This window comes from Ideonella livida (genome assembly GCF_010499455.1).
Lineage (GTDB): Bacteria > Pseudomonadota > Gammaproteobacteria > Burkholderiales > Burkholderiaceae_C > Ideonella > Ideonella livida.
Map to the genome: position 1 here is coordinate 1 of NZ_JAAGOH010000055.1, position 20,695 is coordinate 20,695.

General features: G+C 70.6%; 15 protein-coding genes, 2 pseudogenes and 1 riboswitch. Of the genes and pseudogenes, 1 reads left to right on the forward strand and 16 read right to left on the reverse strand.

The window, feature by feature from the left end:
* The 7 genes and pseudogenes from G3A44_RS23895 to G3A44_RS22385 all read right to left on the reverse strand — a co-directional run.
* A pseudogene (locus tag G3A44_RS23895) lies at window positions 1-127 on the reverse strand (TRAP transporter small permease); the annotation flags it as partial.
* A gap of 98 nt (window positions 128-225) precedes the next feature.
* Window positions 226-1,236 (reverse strand): TRAP transporter substrate-binding protein, encoded by a 1,011-nt coding sequence (locus G3A44_RS22360; RefSeq protein ID WP_163459972.1) that lies wholly within the window; start codon window positions 1,234-1,236, stop codon window positions 226-228.
* 64 nt (window positions 1,237-1,300) lie between these two features.
* A complete protein-coding gene (rbsK, locus tag G3A44_RS22365) occupies window positions 1,301-2,275 on the reverse strand; it encodes a ribokinase (protein ID WP_310734440.1) in 975 nt (324 codons plus the stop codon).
* A gap of 15 nt (window positions 2,276-2,290) precedes the next feature.
* A complete protein-coding gene (locus tag G3A44_RS22370) occupies window positions 2,291-3,226 on the reverse strand; it encodes a Dap2 family DHDPS-related protein (protein WP_163459973.1) in 936 nt (311 codons plus the stop codon).
* Window positions 3,227-3,378: 152 nt separating this feature from the next.
* Window positions 3,379-4,089, reverse strand: a complete 711-nt coding sequence (locus G3A44_RS22375; protein WP_163459974.1) for a GntR family transcriptional regulator — start codon at window positions 4,087-4,089, stop codon at window positions 3,379-3,381.
* Between the two features lie 156 nt (window positions 4,090-4,245).
* Complete coding sequence (locus tag G3A44_RS22380) at window positions 4,246-5,283, reverse strand: phytanoyl-CoA dioxygenase family protein (protein WP_163459975.1); 1,038 nt, start codon at window positions 5,281-5,283, stop codon at window positions 4,246-4,248.
* 88 nt (window positions 5,284-5,371) lie between these two features.
* Window positions 5,372-5,821: a hypothetical protein gene (locus tag G3A44_RS22385; RefSeq protein WP_163459976.1), complete on the reverse strand. Its 450-nt coding sequence runs from the start codon at window positions 5,819-5,821 to the stop codon at window positions 5,372-5,374.
* 211 nt (window positions 5,822-6,032) lie between these two features.
* On the opposite strand from G3A44_RS22385, the gene G3A44_RS22390 reads away from it, so the two are divergent.
* Entirely contained in the window at window positions 6,033-7,334 is a 1,302-nt protein-coding gene (locus G3A44_RS22390; RefSeq protein WP_163459977.1) for a sensor domain-containing diguanylate cyclase, read from the forward strand.
* A 33-nt stretch (window positions 7,335-7,367) separates the two neighbouring features.
* On the opposite strand, the gene atzF is transcribed toward G3A44_RS22390, so the two are convergent.
* From atzF to G3A44_RS23900, 9 genes and pseudogenes are all read right to left on the reverse strand, one after another.
* A complete protein-coding gene (gene atzF / locus G3A44_RS22395) occupies window positions 7,368-9,245 on the reverse strand; it encodes an allophanate hydrolase (protein WP_163459978.1) in 1,878 nt (625 codons plus the stop codon).
* 58 nt (window positions 9,246-9,303) lie between these two features.
* On the reverse strand, window positions 9,304-13,008 hold the full coding sequence (gene uca, locus G3A44_RS22400) for an urea carboxylase (RefSeq protein ID WP_163459979.1): 3,705 nt from the start codon (window positions 13,006-13,008) through the stop codon (window positions 9,304-9,306).
* A gap of 124 nt (window positions 13,009-13,132) precedes the next feature.
* Window positions 13,133-13,819: an urea amidolyase associated protein UAAP2 gene (locus G3A44_RS22405; RefSeq protein WP_163459980.1), complete on the reverse strand. Its 687-nt coding sequence runs from the start codon at window positions 13,817-13,819 to the stop codon at window positions 13,133-13,135.
* Window positions 13,820-13,847: 28 nt separating this feature from the next.
* On the reverse strand, window positions 13,848-14,672 hold the full coding sequence (locus tag G3A44_RS22410) for an urea amidolyase associated protein UAAP1 (RefSeq protein WP_163459981.1): 825 nt from the start codon (window positions 14,670-14,672) through the stop codon (window positions 13,848-13,850).
* 13 nt (window positions 14,673-14,685) lie between these two features.
* The gene (locus G3A44_RS22415; protein WP_163459982.1) at window positions 14,686-15,567 is read right to left on the reverse strand and encodes an ABC transporter ATP-binding protein; all 882 of its coding nucleotides are present in this window, start codon (window positions 15,565-15,567) and stop codon (window positions 14,686-14,688) included.
* 5 nt (window positions 15,568-15,572) lie between these two features.
* Window positions 15,573-16,406 (reverse strand): ABC transporter permease, encoded by an 834-nt coding sequence (locus G3A44_RS22420; protein WP_163459983.1) that lies wholly within the window; start codon window positions 16,404-16,406, stop codon window positions 15,573-15,575.
* Between the two features lie 13 nt (window positions 16,407-16,419).
* The gene (locus G3A44_RS22425; protein ID WP_163459984.1) at window positions 16,420-17,466 is read right to left on the reverse strand and encodes an ABC transporter substrate-binding protein; all 1,047 of its coding nucleotides are present in this window, start codon (window positions 17,464-17,466) and stop codon (window positions 16,420-16,422) included.
* A gap of 92 nt (window positions 17,467-17,558) precedes the next feature.
* Window positions 17,559-17,700: riboswitch (guanidine-I (ykkC/yxkD leader) on the reverse strand.
* An 81-nt stretch (window positions 17,701-17,781) separates the two neighbouring features.
* Entirely contained in the window at window positions 17,782-20,241 is a 2,460-nt protein-coding gene (locus G3A44_RS22430; RefSeq protein WP_163459985.1) for an FG-GAP-like repeat-containing protein, read from the reverse strand.
* Window positions 20,242-20,546: 305 nt separating this feature from the next.
* Window positions 20,547-20,695: pseudogene (locus G3A44_RS23900) on the reverse strand (sugar phosphate isomerase/epimerase); the annotation flags it as partial.

Here is a 20,695-nt window from a genome sequence, read left to right on the forward strand (position 1 = left end):
CCGTGATGCCCGAGTTGAACGCGTAGCGCAGCACCACGTTGCCAAACACCAGCACCACCATCACCGCCAGCAACCCCACCAGCGCCCATTCCAGGGCCTGGCAGTAGCGTTTGAGAAGCTTGTCCATCGTCTCGTGTCTCCGCGGCGGCAGGGGGCCGGCCGCTTGAAATGAAAACGCTCCCCGGCGGCCCCTCCCAGGGCGCACGGAGAGCGCGGGCGCCCGGCTTACTTGGCGGCGCGGGCCTTGGCCAGTTCGGCCTGCAGCTGCTTCATCATCGGCTCGCCCACCGAGGCGGCGTACTTGTCCACCACCGGCTGGATGCGCTGGCGGATCTTGTCCACTTCAGCGGCCGGCAGCTCGGTCACCTTCATGCGCTTCTTCAGCGTGGCCAGGGACTTCTCGTCCTCGGCGCGGGCGTTCTGGCGCTGGAAGGCCTGCGACTCACGGGCGGCGTCGGCAATGATTTTTTGCTCGTCCGCGTTCAGGCGCTCCCAGCTCTTGCGCCCGATCAGGATGGAGAGCGGGCTGTAGATGTGGCGGGTCAGCGTGACATGGCTCTGCACCTCGTCAAAGCGCGACAGCTCGATGCTCTTGAGCGGGTTCTCCTGGCCGTCCACGGCCTTGGACTCCAGCGCGCCATACACCTCGGGGAAGGGCATGGGCACGGGGTTGGTGCCCAGGGCGCGGAACAGGTCGATGTAGATGGGCGACTGCACCACACGCACCTTCAGGCCCTTGAAGTCATCCAGCGAGGCCACGGCGTGGCGGCTGTTGGTCAGGTTGCGAAAGCCCAGCTCCCAGTAACCCAGCGACACCAGGCCCTTGTCCTGCAGCATCTTGCCCAGCTGCTGGCCCACCGGGCCGTCGACGATGGCGTCGGCCTCGCGGCCGCTGGAGAACATGAAGGGCAGGTCAAACAGCGCGAACTCCTTGACCTGACCGGCCAGCAGGCCTGAGCTGAGCGCGGTCATGTCCAGCACGCCACCTTGCAGGGCCGAGACGGTTTGCAGGTCGCCGCCCAGGGTGCCGTTGGGGAAGAGCTTGACGGTGATCTTGCCGCCGCTCTTGCTGGCCACCAGGTCGGCAAAGCGCTGCGCACCCACGCCCAGCGGGTGCTCCTTGATGCTCTGGAACGCAAACCGCAGGGTTTGCTCACGGATCTCGGTGGCTTGCACGGCCAGGGCAGAGGCCATCAGGGCGGCGGCCACGGCCAGCTTCTTCCACGGGTTCTTCATGTTGGGTCTCCGGCTTGGGATAGGTGTTGCAGGAACGAGGGACAAAGGGAAAGGGAATCGAGGCTCAGACCGCCGCCAACAGGGACGCGGCCAGCACTTCTTGGCGGGTGGGAATGGAGGCCTGGGCGCCCCGCCGGGTCACGCTCAGGGCGGCCGCCTGCTGGCCAAACGCGACGGCCTGGGCCAGCGGCTGACCGGCGGCCAGGCACGCGGCCACGCCCCCGATGAAGGTGTCGCCAGCGGCGGTGGTGTCCACCGGGGTGACACGTGGCGCGGGCAGGTGCACGGCGCCCTCGGGGCCGCTGAGCAGCACGCCCTGCCCGCCCAGGGTGATGAGCAGGCGCTGCACGCCCCGGGCATGCAGCACCAGGGCGGCGGCGCGGGCGGAGTCGGGGTCGGACACCGGCAGGCCGCTCAGCAGGGCGGCCTCGTGTTCGTTGGGCACCAGCAGGTCCACCTGCTGCAGCAGGACCTCGGGCAGCGGCGCGGCAGGCACCGGCGCGGGGTTGAACAGCACCTGCGTGCCATGCCGGCGGGCCAGGGCCACGGCGGCCTCGATGGCCGGCAACGGCACCTCGCACTGCAGCAGCAAGACCTGCGCGGCGGCGATGGCGGCTTCTGCCGCCTGCACGTCAGCCGGCGTGACGGTGCCGTTGGCGCCCTCGGCCAGCACGATGCTGTTCAGGCCCGCATCGCTGACGGTGACGGCCGCCACGCCGGTGGCCACGCCGGCACGGCGGGCCACGGCTTGGGTGTCCACGCCATCGGCCTGCAGGGCCTGCAGCAGCGCCTGGCCAAAGTCATCTTGGCCCACGGCGCCCACCAGGGCCACCCGGGCGCCCAGGCGGGCGGCGGCCACCGCCTGGTTGCCGCCCTTGCCGCCGGGCTGGGTTTCAAAGCCGTGGCCGGCCAGGGTTTCGCCCGGCAAAGGCAGGCGGGCCACGCGCAGCACCAGGTCCATGTTGCAGCTGCCCACCACCACCACACTGGCAGCCGAAGCGGTGGCAGAGGTGGCGGCGCCGTTGCGCTCAGTGTTCACAGCAGGCCTCCAGGCTCAGGCGGTGAGGCCGGCGATCTTGGCGCGCATCTGCGCGGTGCCGGCCATGATCTGGTCCAGCACCGCGTCCAGCGCCCAGAAGCGCTCGCGGATGTCGAACGGGATGGTGCGGCTGCGGATGCCGGCAAAGGTGCCCAGGCGTTGGTGGTAGACCTTGGCCAGCGCCGGGTAGCCCAGCGACTCACTCACCGCCGCCGTCACCAGGAAGGCGTTCACCTCGGCCGCCACCTGCGGGTGGGCCGGGCCGTGCAGGCGCAACCAGCGGTACAGGTCGGGGTGGAAGTTGGTGAACACACCGGTGAAGCCGGCGCTGCCGGCGCACATGGCGTCGTAGGCGATGGCGGCGTTGGCGTTGATGATGGCCAGCGGCGTGCCCTGGGTCAGCGCCACGCGGCGCTTGACGGTGGCCAGGTCACACGACACGTCCTTGAGCAGCACAAAGCGGCCGGACTCGGCGCACAGCATCAGCTCTTCGTCGCTCAGCAGGCGGCGGTAGGGCGCGGGGCACTCGTACAGGCCCAGCGGCATGTCGGCGGGCAGCTTGTCCAGCAGCCAGGCCAGGTTGCCGCGGAAGGTTTCGGTGCCCTGCTGGCGCGGGTCCAGGTGGTTGCTGACCAGCACCACGGCATCGGCGCCGCTCTCGGCGGCGGCGGTCAGCTCGCGCAGTTGTTCAAAGGGGTCGTCGCTCACATGGCCCGACACCACCACCGGCACGCGGCCGTTCACATGGCGCACCACAAAGCGGCCCAGCTCGCGGCGCTCGGCCAGCGACAGGAACTGCATCTCGCTGGACTGCGCCACGGCGAACAGTGCGTCGGCACCGTTCGCCAAGTACCACTCGATCAGCCGCTCCAGGCCGGCGTAGTCGATGGTGTTGGACTCGGTGAAGGGCGTGATCATCACGGGCACGATGCCCTGGATGGGATAGGTCATGGCGGTGCAAAGCTCCACGGAAAAGCAGCAAAGACGGACCCGCCGGCCATGCAGCGGCGCCACCCGGGCCGTCAAGGGCCCCGGCCGGACACGGCAGGCGCGGTGGGGTTCAGGGCCTGGGCGCGGCAGCCACCCAGGCGGGTTTCAGGCGTTCAGGCGCCGCCCGGGGCGGCCGGCGCCATCCAATCCGGCGGCAGCGGCGGGCGGGGCAGCCCCAAGATGCGCTGGTGCGCACTCTCCAGGTGATGGGTCAAACGTTGGGACACGGCGGCCACCTCACGGGCGCGCAAGGCCCGGATGAACCACAAATGCTCGCGCAGCGCCGGTGCCAAGGCGTCGTCAGACAGCATGGCCCGCTCCAGGCGGATCAGGCGCACACGCAGCGTGTTGATGCGGTAGACCTCAGAGATCAGCGGGTTGCCCAGCGCATCGATCATCCGGTCATGCAGGCCCCAGTCCACGGCCTGCGCCTCGGTCAGCAGGCTCTGGCTGGTGGAGTCGGCCTCGGCACGGGCCAGCAGGTCCAGGTGCGTGGCCTCAATGGCGGCCAGCTCGGCGTCTGTGGCGCTCTGGGCAAAGCGCATGGCGGCCTCCCGCTCCAGCACCAGCCGCAGGTGAAAGGCGTTGTTGATGAGCGCCAGGTCCACATGCGCAATCTGCAGGCCGCGCTGCGGCACGGTGCGCAGCAGGCCCTCAGCCTCCAGGCGCGGGATCAGCTCGCGCACAGCACCCAGCGGCATGTCCAGCAGCTGCATCAGCTCGCGCTGCGAGACGAACTGCCCCGGCCGGATGTTGGCCTGCAGGATCTGCTGCTGAAAGCTCTCATAGGCCTGGGCACGCAAAGGCACGGGAGGGGAGGACATGGGGCAAAGATCTCCGGAAGGCGAACCAGGCCGGCAGGGTAGCGCCGCGCATGGCCTGGGTGATCAGGCCTTCCACCGGGTACATACTGACATGTTAGTTCGATGGCAGTACATCGCACTACGGGTAAACACGGATCTGCGCCCGCTGCGCCCGGCTCAGCGCCGGTCCGCGGGCCGGCAGGTGCCGGCGGACCGCCACGGGTTGCGGCCCCAGCCCAGGCGCTCCAGACGGTCGAGCTGCTCCCAGTACAGGCGCGGCCGCTCGTCCATCAGGCCCAGCCACTGCAGCGGCAGGTCGGTGCTGCCCGGCAGGAAGGGATTGCGCCGGTCATAGCCCCACAGCTCCACCCGGGTGGACGGGCGCACGCTGGGCCCGCGCGCATGAAAGCCGTAGGTGTCGGCCACCACCAGGGTGTTGGCCGGCACCGCCAGCAGGCGGGGGGCCGGCAGGTTGAGCGCCGGCAGCTCGGCCGCGTCGATGCGGAAGGAGCCGCGGGCGCTGTAGCGGTCCTGCAGACGCGCGGCCGCCACGCTCTTGCGCTGCTCCCAAGCCAGGCGCTCGGGCGTGAGCCGGTGCGAGCCCGGCACGTAGCAGAACGGCCCCTCGTCCACCGCCACATCGGTCAGGAACAGCCAGGCCTTCATCGACGGGTGGAAGGTGTCGGCATGCAGATTCGTCTGCGGATCGGGCTCGCCCGGCCGGGTATGCGACAGGATGGTCTGGATGTAGGCCCAGGGCGGTGCGTCGTAGCCCGCCACATAGCGCGTGAGGCCTTGCCACAGCGGCCCATCCACAAACTGCGCCAACTCCGGCGAGGCCGCCCTCAGCCCCGCATCCACCGCCATGCGCCGGGTGATGGTGTCGCCCTGCACCATCTCCCGTGCCGGCATCGGCCGGTTCAGCACCGCCTCGCGCAGGCGCGCAAACACCTCGCGCGGCAGCGCCTCGTGGCGCACCACAAAGCCATCACGCTCAAAGTCCGCCCGGTCCTGCGGCGACACCAGCGCCGCCAGCCGCGCCCGCCGCCGCGCCGCCAGGGCCTGCGTGGCCCGCACGCGCCAGGCGTGGAGCCCCCGCTCATTCAGCCACGCAGAGCCCAGCAGCGGGTTGTCCACAAAAGACTTGGCCGAAGTGAGGACCGACGCCTGCCACCAGGGGGCCAGGGCCAGGGTGCGCCAGAGGGAAGGGGCCACGGGGATCTCCGCGTTGAGGGCGAGGCTGATTCTGGCTGGTGGGTGCATGCTTCCCCCGGCTCGCCCGTCCCGCACCTGCGGCGCCTCCCTAACTTCCGCGCCCCGCCTGGGGTGAGCAGACGGAAGCCTCACGCCTGGACGTCACCGCCCCGGGGACAGACGCCGCCGCCGACATTCCAGCAGGCAGGCCATAAGCGGCCCAACGCCAACGCGCCCGCACCATGTAGACCAGCAGCAGCACCAGGCCGCCTGCCAGCGTGGCACCGGCCAGGGGCAGCAGCCAGCCCAGCGCGGGAACGAAGATGCCCAGGGCGCACAGCAACACCCCAGGCAGGTAGAAGCGCGTCCACAGCCAGGGGTTGGACAGGGCCGGGTGCCGGCGTTCCACCACGGTGCCGCCGCAGGCCGGGCAGGTGCGCAGCGCGGCGCCGGCGCTGTCGTGCGCGCCATCGGCATTCGCCGGCACCTTCCGCCAGCGCAGTGATTGCTGGCAGTGGGGGCAGGCGAAGCGGGTCAGCGGATTGAGTGCGGGGAACATGCGTGGTCAGCCTAGCCGGAGCGTGCGGCGCGGGCAAGCCGCCTGGCCGGGCCACAGCCCTGACGGGATGCAGAGTCTCCCCCTGGGCGACGAGGCCCCGCACCCGGGGTGCTTGCGCCAACTGGGCGGCAAACGCCGGGAACGTCCTGCCTTTGCCGCCCCAGACCGGCTGCTATGCTGATTTGGCTCTTTGTGACGGGACCCCAGCGCCGTGTTGCCCTCCACCGATCAGGCCATCCTGCAGACCATCATCGACCACCTGCCCAGTGCGGTGTCCATGATTGATTCCGAACTGCGCATGGTGGCCTGCAACCGGCAGCTGCGCACCCTGCTGGAGTTCCCTGACCACCTGTTCGAGCCCCAGCTGCCCACACTTTACGACCTGGCGCTGTTCAACGCCCAGCGCGGTGAATATGGTCCAGGCGACCCGCAGGAGCAGGCCCAGGCCCTGTGCCAACGGGCTCTGACCATGCAGCCCCATGTGTTCGAGCGCCAGCGGCCCAACGGCATCGTGCTGGAAGTGCGCGGGGCCCCCCTGCCCGGCGGCGGCTTCGTCACCATCTACACCGACATCACCGAACGCAAGAAGGCCGAGCAGAACGCCAAGCGCTACAGCGCCTACCTGGATGCCGTGATCAACGTGCTGCCCCAGGGCGTGACCGTGATCGACGAAGACCTGGTGATCCAGCTCTGGAACCACAGCTTCGAGCGCCTGCTGGGCCTGCCGCCCGACCTGATGCGGCCCGGCATCACCTTTGAAGACGTCACCCGCAGCAACGCCCAGCGCGGCGAATACGGTGAGGTGGACGTTGAGGCCCGCGTGCAGCAGGCCGCCGCCCTGGCCCGCCGCTTCATGGCGCACCGCCTCACCCGCACCCGGCCCGACGGCACCACGCTGGAAATCGAAGGCCGCGCCCTGCATGTGGACGGCGAGGTGCGCGGCTTTGTCACCACCTACACCGACGTCACCGAGATCAGCCAGGCCCGCCAAGCCATGGAGCAGTTGGCCTTGCATGACGCGCTCACCGGCCTGGCCAATCGCCACCAGTTCAGCCACCGCTACGCCCTGGAGCGAGACCGGCAGAACCGCGGCGGCGGCCCCTTGTCCGTGGTGATGGCCGACGTGGACCATTTCAAGCAGGTCAACGACCGCCACGGCCACCTGGTGGGCGATGCCTGCCTCAAGACCGTGGCCCAGACCCTGCAGCAGCGCGTGCGCCGCACCGACCTGGTCGCCCGCTTTGGCGGCGAAGAGTTCATCGTGCTGCTGCCCGACACCGACGCCACCGAAGCCACCTTGGTGGCCGAGGCCCTGCGCCACAGCGTGGCCAGCCCCCCACCCCCCAACCAACCCACCCTGACCGCCAGCTTTGGCGTGGCCACGGTGCAGCCCACCGACGACCTCACCCTCGACCAAGTGCTCCGCCTGGCCGACGACGCCGTCTACCAGGCAAAGCGCGACGGGCGCAATGCGGTGCGGGTGGCGGGGGTGGAGCGGGCGGGGGGCGCGTGAGGGGTGCCTGAGCTCTCACTCAGACCGCAGGGTTCAACCCAAGCTCGCCCGCCACGCCCGCCACCCCCCAAACCCCGAAATCTCCGTCGCCCCCTCCTCGGCCACCGGTTCGGCAATGAAGCCGCAGACCTCGCGGCCGTCGGCCAGGCGGGTGCGGCCGATGCCCAGGGGGGCGGGGATGCCAGCGACGAAGCTGCCGAACTGGGTGGCGGGGAGTGACCACACCTCCACCTCGATGGCATGACCCTGGCCGGGGGCCACGCGGATGAGGCCGGGGCGTTTGCCGTCGGCCAGGGCGATGAGGCGGTAGTCGGGGGCGGTGGTGGTGCTGGCCACGAGCTTGGCGCCGCGGTGGGTGAGTTGGGGGTTGAGCGGTTGGCCGCTGAGGTGGGCGCCGCAGACGGCCACCTCCACCCAGCCGGCCGGGAAGGTGGGTTCAGGTTGCGGGGGCACTTGGCGGGCGGCGGGGTGGGGCCAGCCGGTGGCGCCAAGGGTCGTGGCCAAGGCAGCAGCATTCCCCGCAGCCGGGTCGGCGCTGGCGCGCAGGGCGTGCTGCCAGCGGGCGGCCCAGCGCAGCAGGGGCACGTCTTGGTGGGCGGGGGCGAAGAAGGTGACGCCGAAGGGGTTGGCGCCGGCGCCCAGGCTGCCGTCCACGCGGGCGGCGGGCACGGCCACGGCGGCGTAGCCCAGCAGGTTCATGAAGTTGGTATACCAACCCAGTTCGCTGTTGCGGGCGACGGGTTCGGCCAGCATGGCCTGGATGCTGGGGTGGCCGGGGGCGGTGGGGGCCAGCACCAGGTCCACCTGATGCCACAGCGCGTCGCAGCGGCGCTGCAGGGCTTTCAGGCGGTACTGGGCGGCAAAGGCGTCGGCTGCCAGGGGCGTGGCGCCGCCCAGGGTGATCTGGCGGGTGACGGGAAAGACGGCCTCGGGCTGTGAGTCGATGAAGGGGCGGATGGCCTGGTAGCGCTCGGCCACCCAGGGGCCTTCATAGAGCAGGCGGGCCACTTCCAGCAGGGGCTCGAAATCCAGAGCCACCAGCGTGACGCCCAGGGCTTGGGCCTGGGCCACGGCGGCCTCAAAGCCGGCCGCCCAGGCCGGGTCGGTGAAGCGGCGTTGGGCCGGCAGCGGCACGCCCAGGCGCACCTGGGCGGGGTCGGCACGGCCAAAGTCCCAGCCGTGGGGCTGGGGGGCCACGCTGTAGGCGTCGGCCTCGTCCAGGCCTTGCGCCACGGCCAGCACCTGGGCGGCGTCTTCGGCGGTGAGCGTGAAGAGGGAGATGGTGTCCAGCGTGCGGCAGGCGGGCACCACGCCGCTGGCCGAGAGCAGGCCGCAGGTGGGCTTGGTGCCCACCAACTGGTTGAAGGCGGCGGGCACGCGGCCGGAGCCGGCCGTGTCGGTGCCCAGGCTGAAGCTGACCTGGCCCAGCGCCACGCTGACCGAGGAGCCCGAGCTGCTGCCGCCTGACACCAGCGCCGGGTCCAACGCATTGCGGCAGGCGCCGTAGGGCGAGCGGGTGCCGTTCAGGCCGGTGGCGAACTGGTCGAGGTTGGTCTTGCCCACGGGGATGGCGCCAGCGTCAATCAGCCGCTGCACCACAAAGGCGCTGCGCTCGGGCGTGTAGGCATAGGCCGGGCAGCCGGCGGTGGTGGGCACACCGGCCAGGTCGATGTTGTCCTTGATGGCGAAGGGCACGCCATAGAGCGGCAACGTGGCGGCATCCGGGCGGTCCATCAGCGCGCGGGCGTCGGCGCGCAGCGCCTCGGCCGGGCGGCGGTGGATCCAGGCGTGGTGCGGGTCTTCGGCCGTGGCGGCGATGACCTGTTCGATCACATCCAGCGGGGTGAAGCGGCCGGTGGTGTAGCCGGCGTGCAGGGTGGCCAGGTCCAGCGGGGTGCGGTCAGGGGACATGGGAGGGTTCCTTGAAGTCGTGACGATCAGGCGGTCCATCAGTCGGTCAATCAGGCCGTCATTCGGTGACGAGCGGCGTGAGCACCACCACGGTCTGGCCGGCGCCCACGGGGGCGCCTTCGGGGCAATCCAAGCGCAGCACGCGGCCGGCTTCGGGGGCGGTGACGGCGAATTCGGTCTTCATGCTTTCCACCACCAGCAGGGTGTCGCCGGGCTGCACGGCCTGGCCGGGCTGCACCAGCACCTTCCAGACGCTGCCGGGCACCTGGCTGGCCACGGCGCGGGCGCCGGCCGGGATTTCACCGGCCACCGGGGCGGGGGGCGCCAGGTCGTCGCCCACGTACTCGGCCTGGCCGGCTTGGCGCCAGCGTTCGCGCTCGGCGGCAAAGGCGGCGCGCTGGGTCTGGCGGAAGGCGGCGATGGGGGCGGCCTGCTCGGCCAGAAAGTCCTCGTAGGCGCGCAGGCTGAAGCGGCCGGGCTCCACCCGCAGGCGGTGGCGGCCGGCGGGAAAGTCCTGCCGCAGGCGGGCCAGCTCGGCGCCGCTGACGGGGTAGAAGCGGATCTGGTCAAAGAAGCGCAGCAGCCAGGGTTTGCCGGCCTCGAAGTCGACCGCGCCGTCGCGCGCGTCGCGCCAGCGGTTCCACATTTGCAGGGTGCGGCCCACGAACTGGTAGCCGCCTGGCCCTTCCATGCCGTAGACGCAGAGGTAGGCGCCGCCAATGCCCACGGCGTTCTCGGGCGTCCAGGTGCGGGCGGGGTTGTACTTGGTGGTGACGAGGCGGTGGCGCGGGTCCAGCGGCGTGGCCACCGGGGCGCCCAGGTACACGTCGCCCAGGCCCATGACGAGGTAGGCGGCATCAAACACGGTGCGGTAGACCTGCTCGAGGCTCTCCAGCCCGTTGATGCGGCGGATGAACTCGATGTTGCTGGGGCACCAGGGCGCGTCCGGCCGCACGGACTGCATGTACTTCTCGATGGCCAGGCGGGTGCTGGGGTCGTCCCACGAGAGCGGCAGCCAGACGGTGCGCGAGGGCACCTCCAGGCTGTCGGTGGGGCCCAGGGCGTCGTCGGTCTGGGCCAGCACGTCCAGCAGCTGCTGGCGGCTGACACGGCGCGGGTCAAAGTGCAGCTGCAGCGAGCGGATGCCGGGGGTGAGGTCCACCAGCCCCGGCAGGCCGCCCGCAGCTTGCCGCGCCTGCAGGGCGAGCATGAGGGCGTGCACGCGCAGGCGCAGGCCGATGTCGAGCACGGGCTCGCCCAGCTCGGCCAGCAGGTACTCGTCGCCCGAGGCGCGCACCACCAGCGCCGGGCGGCCGGGGCTGGCCGGGCGCTGCAGCAGGCGGGGGTCGGGCAGGTCGGCAGCACGCACGGGGGCGCTCACCGGCGCGATTTCCAGCGGCGCGGCCGGCACCACGCCGGCGTCGATGGCCGCCTCCTGCGCCTGGGCCAGCGCGAGGGCGGCCTCATGGGCCAAGGGCACAAAGCGCACGCGGTCGCCGGGCTTGAGTTGGCCGAGCTTCCAGCGCTCGGCGGCCACCACCACGGCGGGGCAGACAAAGCCGCCCAGGCTGGGGCCGTCCGGGCCCAGGATCACGGGCATGTCGCCGGTGAAGTCGATGGCGCCCACGGCGTAGGCGTTGTCGTGCAGGTTGGAGGGGTGCAGCCCGGCCTCGCCCCCATCCGGCCGCGCCCAGGTGGGCTTGGGGCCGATGAGGCGCACGCCGGTGCGGCTGGAGTTGTAGTGCACCTCCCAGTCGGTGGCGAAGAGCTGGTCCACGTCACCGGGGGTGAAGAAGTCCGGCGCGCCGTGCGGGCCGTAGAGCAGGCCCACGGTCCAGTGGGTGAAGGGGGTGGCGCCGCCACCGGCCACCACCGGGCCAGGCCAGGCGGCCAGCGGCGGCAGGGGGGCGATGGCACCGCCCTCTGCCACCGGCACGGGCGTGTCATCGCCCAGGTGCAGCATGTCCCCGGCCCGCAGCGTGCGGCCGCCGTGGCCGCCAAACTGGCCCAGGGTGAAGGTGGCGGCGCTGCCCAGGTACAGCGGCACCTGCAGGCCGCCCTGCACCGCCAGCGTGGCGCGCAGGCCGGGGCCTTGCACCGTGCCGATGCGCAGCACCGCGCCGGCCGGCACGGCATGGGACTGGCCGGCGGCCAGGGGCTGCACGGCGGCGCCGGGGCATTGCAGGGTGGCGGGCAGGTCCGCCCCCACCAAGGCGATGCGGGTGGCGGCATGGAAACGCAGCGCCGGGCCGCCCAGGGTCAGCTCCAGCGCGGGGGCCTCGGGCGGGTTGCCCAGCAGGCGGTTGGCCAGGCGGTGGCTGAGCGCGTCCATGGGGCCGGACGGGGGCACGCCCACGTCCCAGTGGCCCAGGCGGCCGGGCCAGTCTTGCACGGTGGTCTGAACGCCGGGCTCCAGCACCTCGATGGCGCGTGGGGCAAAGGCGAACTCGCCCAGCGAGCGGGTGACCACCCGGCCCTGGGTGAACACGGGCTCGGCGGCCAGGGCGCGCAGGTAGTGCAGGTTGGTCTCGATGCCGCCCAGGCGGGTGGCGGCCAGCGCGGCCTGCAGACGGGCCACGGCTTCGTCCCGCGTGGGGGCGGTGACGATGAGCTTGGCGATCATGGGGTCGTAGTGCGGCGGCACCTCGGTGCCCCGGGCCACCCAGGTCTCCACCCGCGCATCGGCCGGAAATTCCACCTCGGTCAGCAGGCCGGCGCAGGGCTGGAACTGGCGCGCCGGGTCTTCGGCGTACAGGCGCACCTGAATGCTGGCGCCCTGGGGCGCGGGCACGTCCAGCGCAAAGCGCTCGCCCCGGGCCAGGCGCACCATCCAGGCCACCAGGTCGATGCCGGTGACCTGCTCGGTCACGCCATGCTCCACCTGCAGGCGGGTGTTGACCTCCAGGAAGTGGAAGTCGCCGGTGTCGGCGTCCAGCACAAACTCCACCGTGCCGGCGGAGCGGTAATCCACCGCGCGGCCCAGGCGCAGCGCGGCGTCGATCAGGGCTTGGCGGGTGGCGGCGGGCAGGTGCGGCGCGGGCGTCTCTTCGATCACCTTCTGGTGGCGGCGCTGGGCGGAGCAGTCACGCTCGCCCAGGGCCACCACGGTGCCCTGGCCGTCGCCAAAGAGCTGCACCTCGATGTGGCGCGCGCGCTCGACGAACTTTTCCAGGTACAGGCCGGCGTCTTTGAAGTTGGCCTGGGCCAGGCGGCCCACGGCCTCCCAGGCCGGCACCAGCTCGGCGGCACTGCGGATCAGGCGCATGCCGATGCCGCCGCCGCCGGCGGTGCTCTTGAGCATGACGGGGTAGCCGATGCGGGCGGCGGCAGCTTGCGCTTCGTCCAACGTGGCCAGCAGGCCGGTGCCGGGCAGCAGCGGCACGCCGTGGGCCTGGGCCAGGGCGCGGGCGGTGTGCTTCAGGCCGAAGGCGCGCATCTGCGCCGGGGTGGGGCCGATGAAGGCGATGCCGGCGGCCTCGCAGGCTTCGGCAAAGGCCGGGTTCTCCGACAGAAAACCGTAGCCGGGGTGGATGGCACCGGCGCCGGTGGCGCGGGCGGCGGCGAGGAGGGCCTCGGTGTTGAGGTAGCTCTGCGCGGCGGGCGCGGGGCCCAGGCACACGGCCTGGTCGGCCAGGGCGACGTGGGCGGAATCGGCATCCGCCTCGGAGTAGACGGCCACGGCCTTGAGGCCCATCTGGCGCAGGCTGCGGATGATGCGGCAGGCGATGGCGCCGCGGTTGGCGATGAGGACGGTGTCGAACATGGGGGCGGCCCCGCTGCGGTGGCGGGTCGTCCCGCCGGACAGTGGCCCGGGTGTGTGGCGGGTCGTCCCGCGCCCGGTGGCGCCTGGCGGCGCGAAACGGATTCAGAAAAGGATCAGCGGGACATCAGCCCCATACCAGAAACTCCACCGGCGTCGGGTTGTAGGCGTTGCAGGGGTTGTTGAGCTGCGGGCAGTTGGAGACGAGCATGTACACGTCGGTCTCGGCGCGCAGCTCCACGTACTTGCCGGGGGCAGAGACGCCATCGGCAAAGGTGAGCTGGCCGTCCTCGGTGACGGGCACGTTCATGAAGAAATTGATGTTGGGCACCAGGTCGCGCTTGCCCAGGCCCACGTCGGCCTGCTGCAGGGCGAGCAGGTAGTTGTCGCGGCAGGAGTGCATGAACTTCTTCTGGAGCGCGTAGCGCACGGTGTTGCTCTCAGCGGCGCAGGCGCCGCCCAGGGTGTCGTGGCGGCCGCAGGTGTCGGCCACCACCGTCAGCAGCGGGCGGCCCAGGTTGCTCATCAGCACCGAGCCGGTGGTGAGGTAGATGCCGCCCTGGCGCAGCAGGGTGGTGGTGGCGCAGTAGTGCTCGGTGGCGTCGTGCCGGGCGTAGAAGATCACGTCCACCGCCTGGTTGCCCTCCAGGTCCACGATGCGCAGGGTCTGGCCGGCGCGGATCTCGGTGAACCAGGGCTCGCCGGCGGGCTGGCGGTGGCGGCGTGTGGCGTCTTCAGGGCGCAGGGGGCTTTCCACCAGGCGGAAGGCGGTGGCGGTGGGCGTGTCGAGTTCAGGGCTTGCGGTGAGAGACATGGCAGGGCTCCGGGTGAGGCTCAAGCGCTCAGCTGAGGGCGAACACATCGCTGTTGTGCAGGGCGCGGGCGCATTCGGGGCGGAAGCGGCGGCAGGCGTCGTCCTCAGGGGCCGGGCCGCAGCGCCAGGCCGCCACGCCCACCTTGCCCGGGGCGTAGCCAGGGCGCGGGTCCAAGGGGTGCGGGGCGGTGGACAGGGCGACGATCACGTCCATGTCCAGGCGCAGCTCCACCATGGCGCCGCGCACGGGGCGCTGGGCGTCAAAGTGGAAGCGGCCGTCGGCGTCCACGCTGACCTTGCTGAACAGGTTGACCGGGGCGATCTGGTCGCGCACGGTCAGGCCGTATTTGCCGGTTTCGATCAGCAGGCCGTCGCGGCCGCTGCGGTGCATGGCGTTGCGGTGCGCCTCAAAGCGCTGGGCGCCGTACTTGGCTTCCATGGTGGGCGTGTCCAGCAGGGCGCCCAGGGGGTCGTGCCAGCCCAGGGTGTCGGCGGTGAAGCTGGCCAGGCTGCGGCCCATGTCGCTCATCAGCACATGGCCGGCGCGGTAGTGGGCGGTGTGCTGGGCCTTGAGGCTGTCGGGCATGTTGTAGCGCTCCAGCTTCTCGTGCGCGGCGTAGAGCACCACGCTGCAGTTGGCGCGCTCGTCCAGCGCCACAAAACGCAGCGCGGTGCCGCGTGAGAGGCGCCAGCTCCAGTGGCCGCCGCCGGGGATGATTTCAGAGAACACCACGCGTTCGGCCGGCAGCTCGGGCGCAAAGCGCTGCCACAGGGCGGGCACGTCCACCGGCGCAGTGGGCGGGGGGTTGTCCAGGGTGTGCTCCGGGGGCAGCGTGGAGGCAGAGGTGGTCATGTGAGAGGTCCCTTCAGCCGTGGGTCGGGTGGGCAGTGGGTTCAGGCGCCAGGTCGATGGAGCCGGCGCGGCTGAGCTTGGCCAGCAGGTCAAAGTCGGTCTCCATGCCCGAGGTGGCGCGGATCTGGGCCAGCAGCTCGCGCTTCAGGCCCAGGAAGTCGGGCGAGAGCTTCATGTCCTGCTCGCGCTGGGCGGGCAGCGGCACGGAGTGGATCTGGTGGATGCGGCCGGGGCGCGGCGCCATCAGCACCACCTGCTGGCCCAGGTAGATGGCCTCGTCCACATCGTGGGTGACGAAGACGATGGTGCTGCGCTCCAGGCGGTGCACATGCAGGATCAGGTCGTGCATGACCTCGCGGGTCTGGGCGTCCAGGGCGCCAAAGGGCTCGTCCATCAGCAGCACCTGCGGCCGGCTCATCAGCGCGCGGGCAATGGCCACGCGCTGCTGCATGCCGCCGGAGAGCTGGCTGGGGTAGTGGCTGGCCACATGGGCCAGGCCCATGAGGCGCAGCAGGGCATCGGCCCGGCCGGCGGCGGCTTCCACACTGGCGGAGTCGTGGGGCTGGCGGTGCACCGCCAGGCGGCGGCAGAACTTGATGTTCTCGAGCACCGTCATCCACGGGTACAGGCTGTAGTGCTGGAACACCATGGCCCGCTCGGGGCCGGGGCCCTCGATGGACGCGCCGTTGCAGGTGAGCGTGCCGGCGCTGCGCGCTTCCAGGCCCGCCAGGGTGCGCAGCAGGGTGCTTTTGCCGCAGCCCGAGGCGCCCACCAGGGTGATGAAGGCGTTCTCGGCGATGTCCAGGTTCACATCCTGCAGCGCCACGGCGGCGCCAAAGGTCTTCCACACGCCCCGGGCCTGGAGTTTGGACGGGGTGAGGTCAGGGCTCGTCATGGCGTTCAGGCCCTCACGTACAGGTAAGGAAAGGCGCGGCGGTGCAGGCGGCGCAGGCCCTGGTCGATCACCAGGCCGATGAGGCCGATCAGCAGGATGCCGGCGAAGATCTTGTCGGTCTGCAGAAAGCGCTGCGCCTTGAGGATGGCATAGCCCAGGCCGGAGCTGGCGGCCACCAGCTCGGCCACCACCAGGTAGGTCCAGGCCCAGCCCATGGTCACGCGCAGGGTGTCCAGCAGCGCGGGCTTGGCAGAGGGGATGAGCACCTGCTCCACCAGCTCACGCCGGGTGGCGCCCAGGGTTTGGGCGGCCTCCACCTGGGCTTGGGGCACGCGGCGGATGTCCTCGGCCACCATCAGCACCATCTGGAAGAAGGTGCCGATGAAGATGATGGCCACCTTGGCGCCTTCGTCGATGCCCACCCACACCATCACCAGCGGGATGAAGGCCACCGCCGGCATGTAGCGGATGAAGTCGGTCAGCGGCTCCAGCAGCGCCTGCATGCTGCGGAAGCTGCCGATCAACACCCCCAGCGGCAGCGCGATGAGCGCCGAGAGCGCCCAGCCGCTGACCACGCGCAGCGTGCTGATGCCGATGTCGCCCAGCAGGCCGGCCTCCCACCAGTCGGCCAGGCGCACCAGCACGGCCTGCGGCGTGGGCATGAACACCGGCTCCACCACCCCGCTGGCGGCCAGCACAGCCCAGCCCACCAAGGGGAGAAGCAGGCCCAGCACCACCAGCACGGCGGCGCGGCCGGTGGGGATGGCGCTGCGCACGCCCCACCAGGGATGGCGCTCGGGCAGGCGCGGGGGCATGGGGGGTGGCGGTTGCAGGCTCATGGCGTGATCCGGCTCACTTCTTCAGCGCGTCGGCCAGCAGGCTGGCGTCCACCCCCTTGGTGGGGTCGGGCTTGCCGTCAATGAGCTTGTGCTCCAGCAGGAAGCCACCAATCACCGGGGTCACGGCCGCCAGCGAGGCCACGTTGCCAGGGTTGAGTGCTGCATGGTTGGCCGCCGCGTCAAAGAACTTGGTGCCGGGCATGAACACGGCGTATTCGTCCGGCTTGAGGCTCACCACCTTGCTCATGATCTTGGCGGCCTCGGCGGGCTGAGCCTGGATGAAAGCCACGGTGTCAAACCACGCGCGGATCATGCCCACCAGGTCTTTGCGCTTGGTGGTGATGGCCTTCTGCTGGGCGACCAGCAGGTCCGGGATCAGGCCCGGCATCTCCTTGCTGGTGAACAGGGCCTTGCCCTTGCCGCTCTTGGTGATTTGGTCGATCCAGGGGTTCCAGACCAAGGCGGCGTCCACCTTGCCGGCCATGAAGGCGGCGGCCGCATCACCCGCAGCGAGGTTGGTGACCTTCACGTCGGTGGGCTTCAGGCCGTTCTTGGCCAGCGCCGTGGCCAGCACAAAGTGCGAGACGCTGAACTCCTCCAGCGCCACGGTCTTGCCCTTCAACTCGGCGAAAGACTTGATCTTGGGGCTGACCAACAGGGCGTCGTTGCCAGCCGAGTTGTCATTGACCAAGATGGCCTTGAGCGGCAAGCCCTTGACCAGCGGGCCCAGGGTGTCGCTCCAGGTCTGGGAGTTGGCATCCAGTTGGCCGCCGGAGAGCGCGGCGATGGAGTCGGTGTAGTTGGCAAACCAGACGAGCTTGACGTCCGCCCCGTGCTTCTTGAAGTAGCCCTTCTCCTGGGCCACGTACCAGGCCACCCAGCCCGGCCAATCGGACACGCCCACCTTCACCTCGGCCTGCGCCGGGGCGGCGAGGCCAGCGGACAGCGTGGCCGCAGCCAGGCAGGAGACGACACCGGTGGAGAAGCGGCGCCGCCGATGCGGCAGGCCGGCGGCAAAGGCGGCAGCGGCCGAGGACAGGCGGGAGAGCAGGGAAGACATGCGAGGCTCCGTGGGCGGGTGGGGTGCACGCCCCGCGGCTTGAGGAGCCGGTGGAGCGTGGGGCGCGGGAGATACACCTCACAACGAAGTGACTCTCCCGGGCTTTTGTCCCGCCGTGGAGCCTGACCCCCGTCAGCCCGCAGGCTGGAGGGTTGAGGCCGGTTGCTCTCGGACCAGCACGCCGTGGGGGGTGTTGCAACCCGCCTTGGCGCCGGAACCCTAGCGACCCTTCGGTGAGCGATGTGGCATCGCGTCCCGCAGGGGATTTAGCCAGAAGCGTGCCAGGACACCCGCGACGGCCTGGCACCTTCGGCGTCAGTGCGCGCGGCGCGGGATGACCCCGCTTGGTGCGGCGGCACGTTGCGTCTGCACCAGCGCAGTGCTGCGCAACACCCCGGCGGTGCCGCGTGAGGCCAGCAGGCGCGTGGCGACAGCCCGTGCTTGGCGCGCGCTGGCGGCCACCGTGGTGCTGCGGTTCACCAGGATCTTGTCGTACACCACCAGGTCGGGGCGGCCATCCCCCGTGAAGTCGGCCAAGGCCACCGGGAACGCCGTGTAGCCCGCAGCGTCTGTGCTGCCGGTATCGGCCTGACCCACGCCCAGCGTGCCATCGGCCTGCTGCAAAAAGGTGTAGGTCCGGCTGGGATCCGCCAGCAGGGCCACCAGATCGGTCCGGCCGTCGCCGTCCACATCGGCCATGGCCATCGCGGCGCTTCCGGTCGGCGGCGTCGTGCCGGCCGGGAACTGCAGCGGGACCACCGCGCCCATGGTGGAGGCACTGCCGGCATACATCACGCCCCGGCTGAAACCGCCGGCCGCGGTTTGCCCATAAACGCCAATGTCCGCAAGCCCGTCGCTGTTGAGGTCCCCCACGGCCATGCCGAACCAAACATAGCCGGGAAACCGCAGCGTCTCCTGAGAGAACGCACCCACGCCGTCCTGTCGCAGCACGACGATGGCGTATTCGGACGTGGCCGTGGTGTACAGGCGCAACACGATGTCCTCGCGCCCATCGCCATTGACATCGGCCACGCGGGTCTGCCCCACATAGCCATCCGCCACCAAGGTGCGCCGTTCGGTGAAGCTGGCGCCGCTGGTCGGGGCCACCAGCAAGGTCCGCCCGTCCACCAAGATGGAGGCCCGCGCCTGCCCCGCCAGGTGAATGACTTCCACGCTCTTGACGTTGGAGAGCCCCGTCAGATCGGCCGTCAGCACCTGGGCCGGCCCGAAGCTGCCCGTGGCGTCGCCCTTGAACCACTGCAGTTGGGCGTTGCAGGCCACAGCCAGCAGGTCCTGCAGGCCATCGCCATCCACATCCATCAGCACGGCATCGGACACATCGCAGCCGCCGGCCGCCGTGAACGACGTCGGTGCGGCCCTCAGTCCCCCCTCAGCCAATTGCCGGTGTAGATAAATGCGTGAGCTGATGCCTCCGCCATACAGCAGCGAAGCCCGCGACTCGCCCGCCACCGTGACCGTGCGCATGAAGGGGAAAGTGCTCTCCGGGGTCAGCCCGCTGACGGTCTGCGGGCTCCTGAAGAATGCCCCTTCGGTCGTGAAGCTGTCACCCGGCCAACGCGAGCCCAGCGCCAAGGCATTGCCGGCCAGATCGCGGATGCCGTCGCCAGACCCCACGGTCGTCAGCCTGTAGGCGGTCAGGCGGTCCAGCGCAGACGTGGGCGTGATGTAGACCGTGGCACCTTCCACCCGGAGGGTGAACGGCACCTCTTGCGAGACCCCGCCCACGGTTCGCTTGAACGACAGGGCGCTGGCGTTGACCTGCACCGGCTCACTGAACACCCACGCCAGCACCTGGTCGGTGGGCACGTCAACCGCGCCGTAGGACACATGGGATGAGGTGAAGGTCGGTGGCACGGCGTCCTGCGTGAACGTCCATGTGGCGCCTGCACTGGCCACACCCACCCAGTTCACCGCTTGAGCCGCCAAAACGGCCGTCTGGGTGCCGGTGGGCCATTCCGCGTCTGGCGCCCACTGCAACACCTTGCCGCTGAGCCAGGACAGGCTTCCCGCCAGCGCCTTGCCTCCCGCCGTGACCCGGACCAGGTGGCTGGGCAGAACGGTTCGGTCCATCTCCTGGTCGAAGGTGATCTGGAGCGGCACTTGGGCCGTGACCCAGCCGTTGGCAGGCGTCACGGAGGCCACGGTGGGCACAACCAATTTCGCCACGCCCCCTACCCGGTAGCCCTGCAGCAGGCGCGTGCTGGTCGGCTCGGCCGTGCCGTCGAGGGTGATGGTCTCGGTATCCTTGAGCATGCCCACGCCCTTGGCGTACCACTCTTCGGTGACCACGGTGGTGCGCACGGTGCGCTTGACCACGCTGGAGTCCACGTCCCAGACTCGGGTGCGGCGCACATGCAGGGTCTCGGCAAAGTCACCGGCGGGCGTGGCCACCGCTTCAGACGCCAGCACCAGCAGCTTGGACTGGAAGCTGACCTTGTCGGGCACGGCATCGTCGTCCCAATCGGCGCTGCTGTCGGTGCCAGAGGCCAAGGTCTGCTCCTGGCCCACCGTCCAGCCGTTGCGGCCCTGCAAGACCAGATCGCCGTCTTCTTCCTCGCTGGCTGACACACCCGTGGCGTCAAGTTGCACGTCCTGGTTCCCTGACCAAGCGGCCTGCAAGGCGTGCACGCGGGTCACAGCCTGCGTCGTGCTGCCCATGGTGGTGGAAGACAGCACGGTCACCACCTGCACATCGTCACCCGCTTGGTAGACCCAGCGGTTGTCCAGGCCCAAGGGCAGATAGTCAGCCCACACCGCCTGCGTGCCGGTGGCGGGGCCCCCCCCCGACCCGCCGCCCCCACAGGAGGCCAGCACCACACTCAAAACTCCCCACCAGCACCGCCCCCACCCCCGGGCCAGCGCCTGCGCCATGTGGCTGCTTTTCATCCCTGCTTCCTACACCTTGCAAAGAAGGCGCAGCGTAGGCAGCTCATGTGAAGCCGCGCCGGCAGGCCATGAGCTGAGCCTGGCGACCACTCCCCATGAGAGTGGCCGACGCCATCTGGTCAGGCTTGGGGCTGATGGCGCCCGGCGCGATCGTGATCCAGGTGCTTTTCAAGTCAACGGCTGCGCCGCAACTGCCCCGGCAGCGGTGCGCTGCGCCGCAGCACACCTTCGGCCAGCCACACCGCGGCCGCCCGCGCGCGCTGCGCCACAAACGGCAGCGGCAGCTGCGTGTAGTCGTCGTTGAACACCTCGAAGCTGTAGT

Bases quoted from the DNA above. Each gene is read 5' to 3' on its own strand.
- G3A44_RS22360 (WP_163459972.1), bottom strand. From the start codon at position 1,236: ATGAAGAACCCGTGGAAGAAGCTGGCCGTGGCCGCCGCCCTGATGGCC.
- G3A44_RS22370 (WP_163459973.1), bottom strand. From the start codon at position 3,226: ATGACCTATCCCATCCAGGGCATCGTGCCCGTGATGATCACGCCCTTC.
- G3A44_RS22375 (WP_163459974.1), bottom strand. From the start codon at position 4,089: ATGTCCTCCCCTCCCGTGCCTTTGCGTGCCCAGGCCTATGAGAGCTTT.
- G3A44_RS22385 (WP_163459976.1), bottom strand. From the start codon at position 5,821: ATGTTCCCCGCACTCAATCCGCTGACCCGCTTCGCCTGCCCCCACTGC.
- atzF (WP_163459978.1), bottom strand. From the start codon at position 9,245: ATGTCCCCTGACCGCACCCCGCTGGACCTGGCCACCCTGCACGCCGGC.
- uca (WP_163459979.1), bottom strand. From the start codon at position 13,008: ATGTTCGACACCGTCCTCATCGCCAACCGCGGCGCCATCGCCTGCCGC.
- G3A44_RS22405 (WP_163459980.1), bottom strand. From the start codon at position 13,819: ATGTCTCTCACCGCAAGCCCTGAACTCGACACGCCCACCGCCACCGCC.
- G3A44_RS22410 (WP_163459981.1), bottom strand. From the start codon at position 14,672: ATGACCACCTCTGCCTCCACGCTGCCCCCGGAGCACACCCTGGACAAC.
- G3A44_RS22415 (WP_163459982.1), bottom strand. From the start codon at position 15,567: ATGACGAGCCCTGACCTCACCCCGTCCAAACTCCAGGCCCGGGGCGTG.
- G3A44_RS22420 (WP_163459983.1), bottom strand. From the start codon at position 16,406: ATGAGCCTGCAACCGCCACCCCCCATGCCCCCGCGCCTGCCCGAGCGC.
- G3A44_RS22425 (WP_163459984.1), bottom strand. From the start codon at position 17,466: ATGTCTTCCCTGCTCTCCCGCCTGTCCTCGGCCGCTGCCGCCTTTGCC.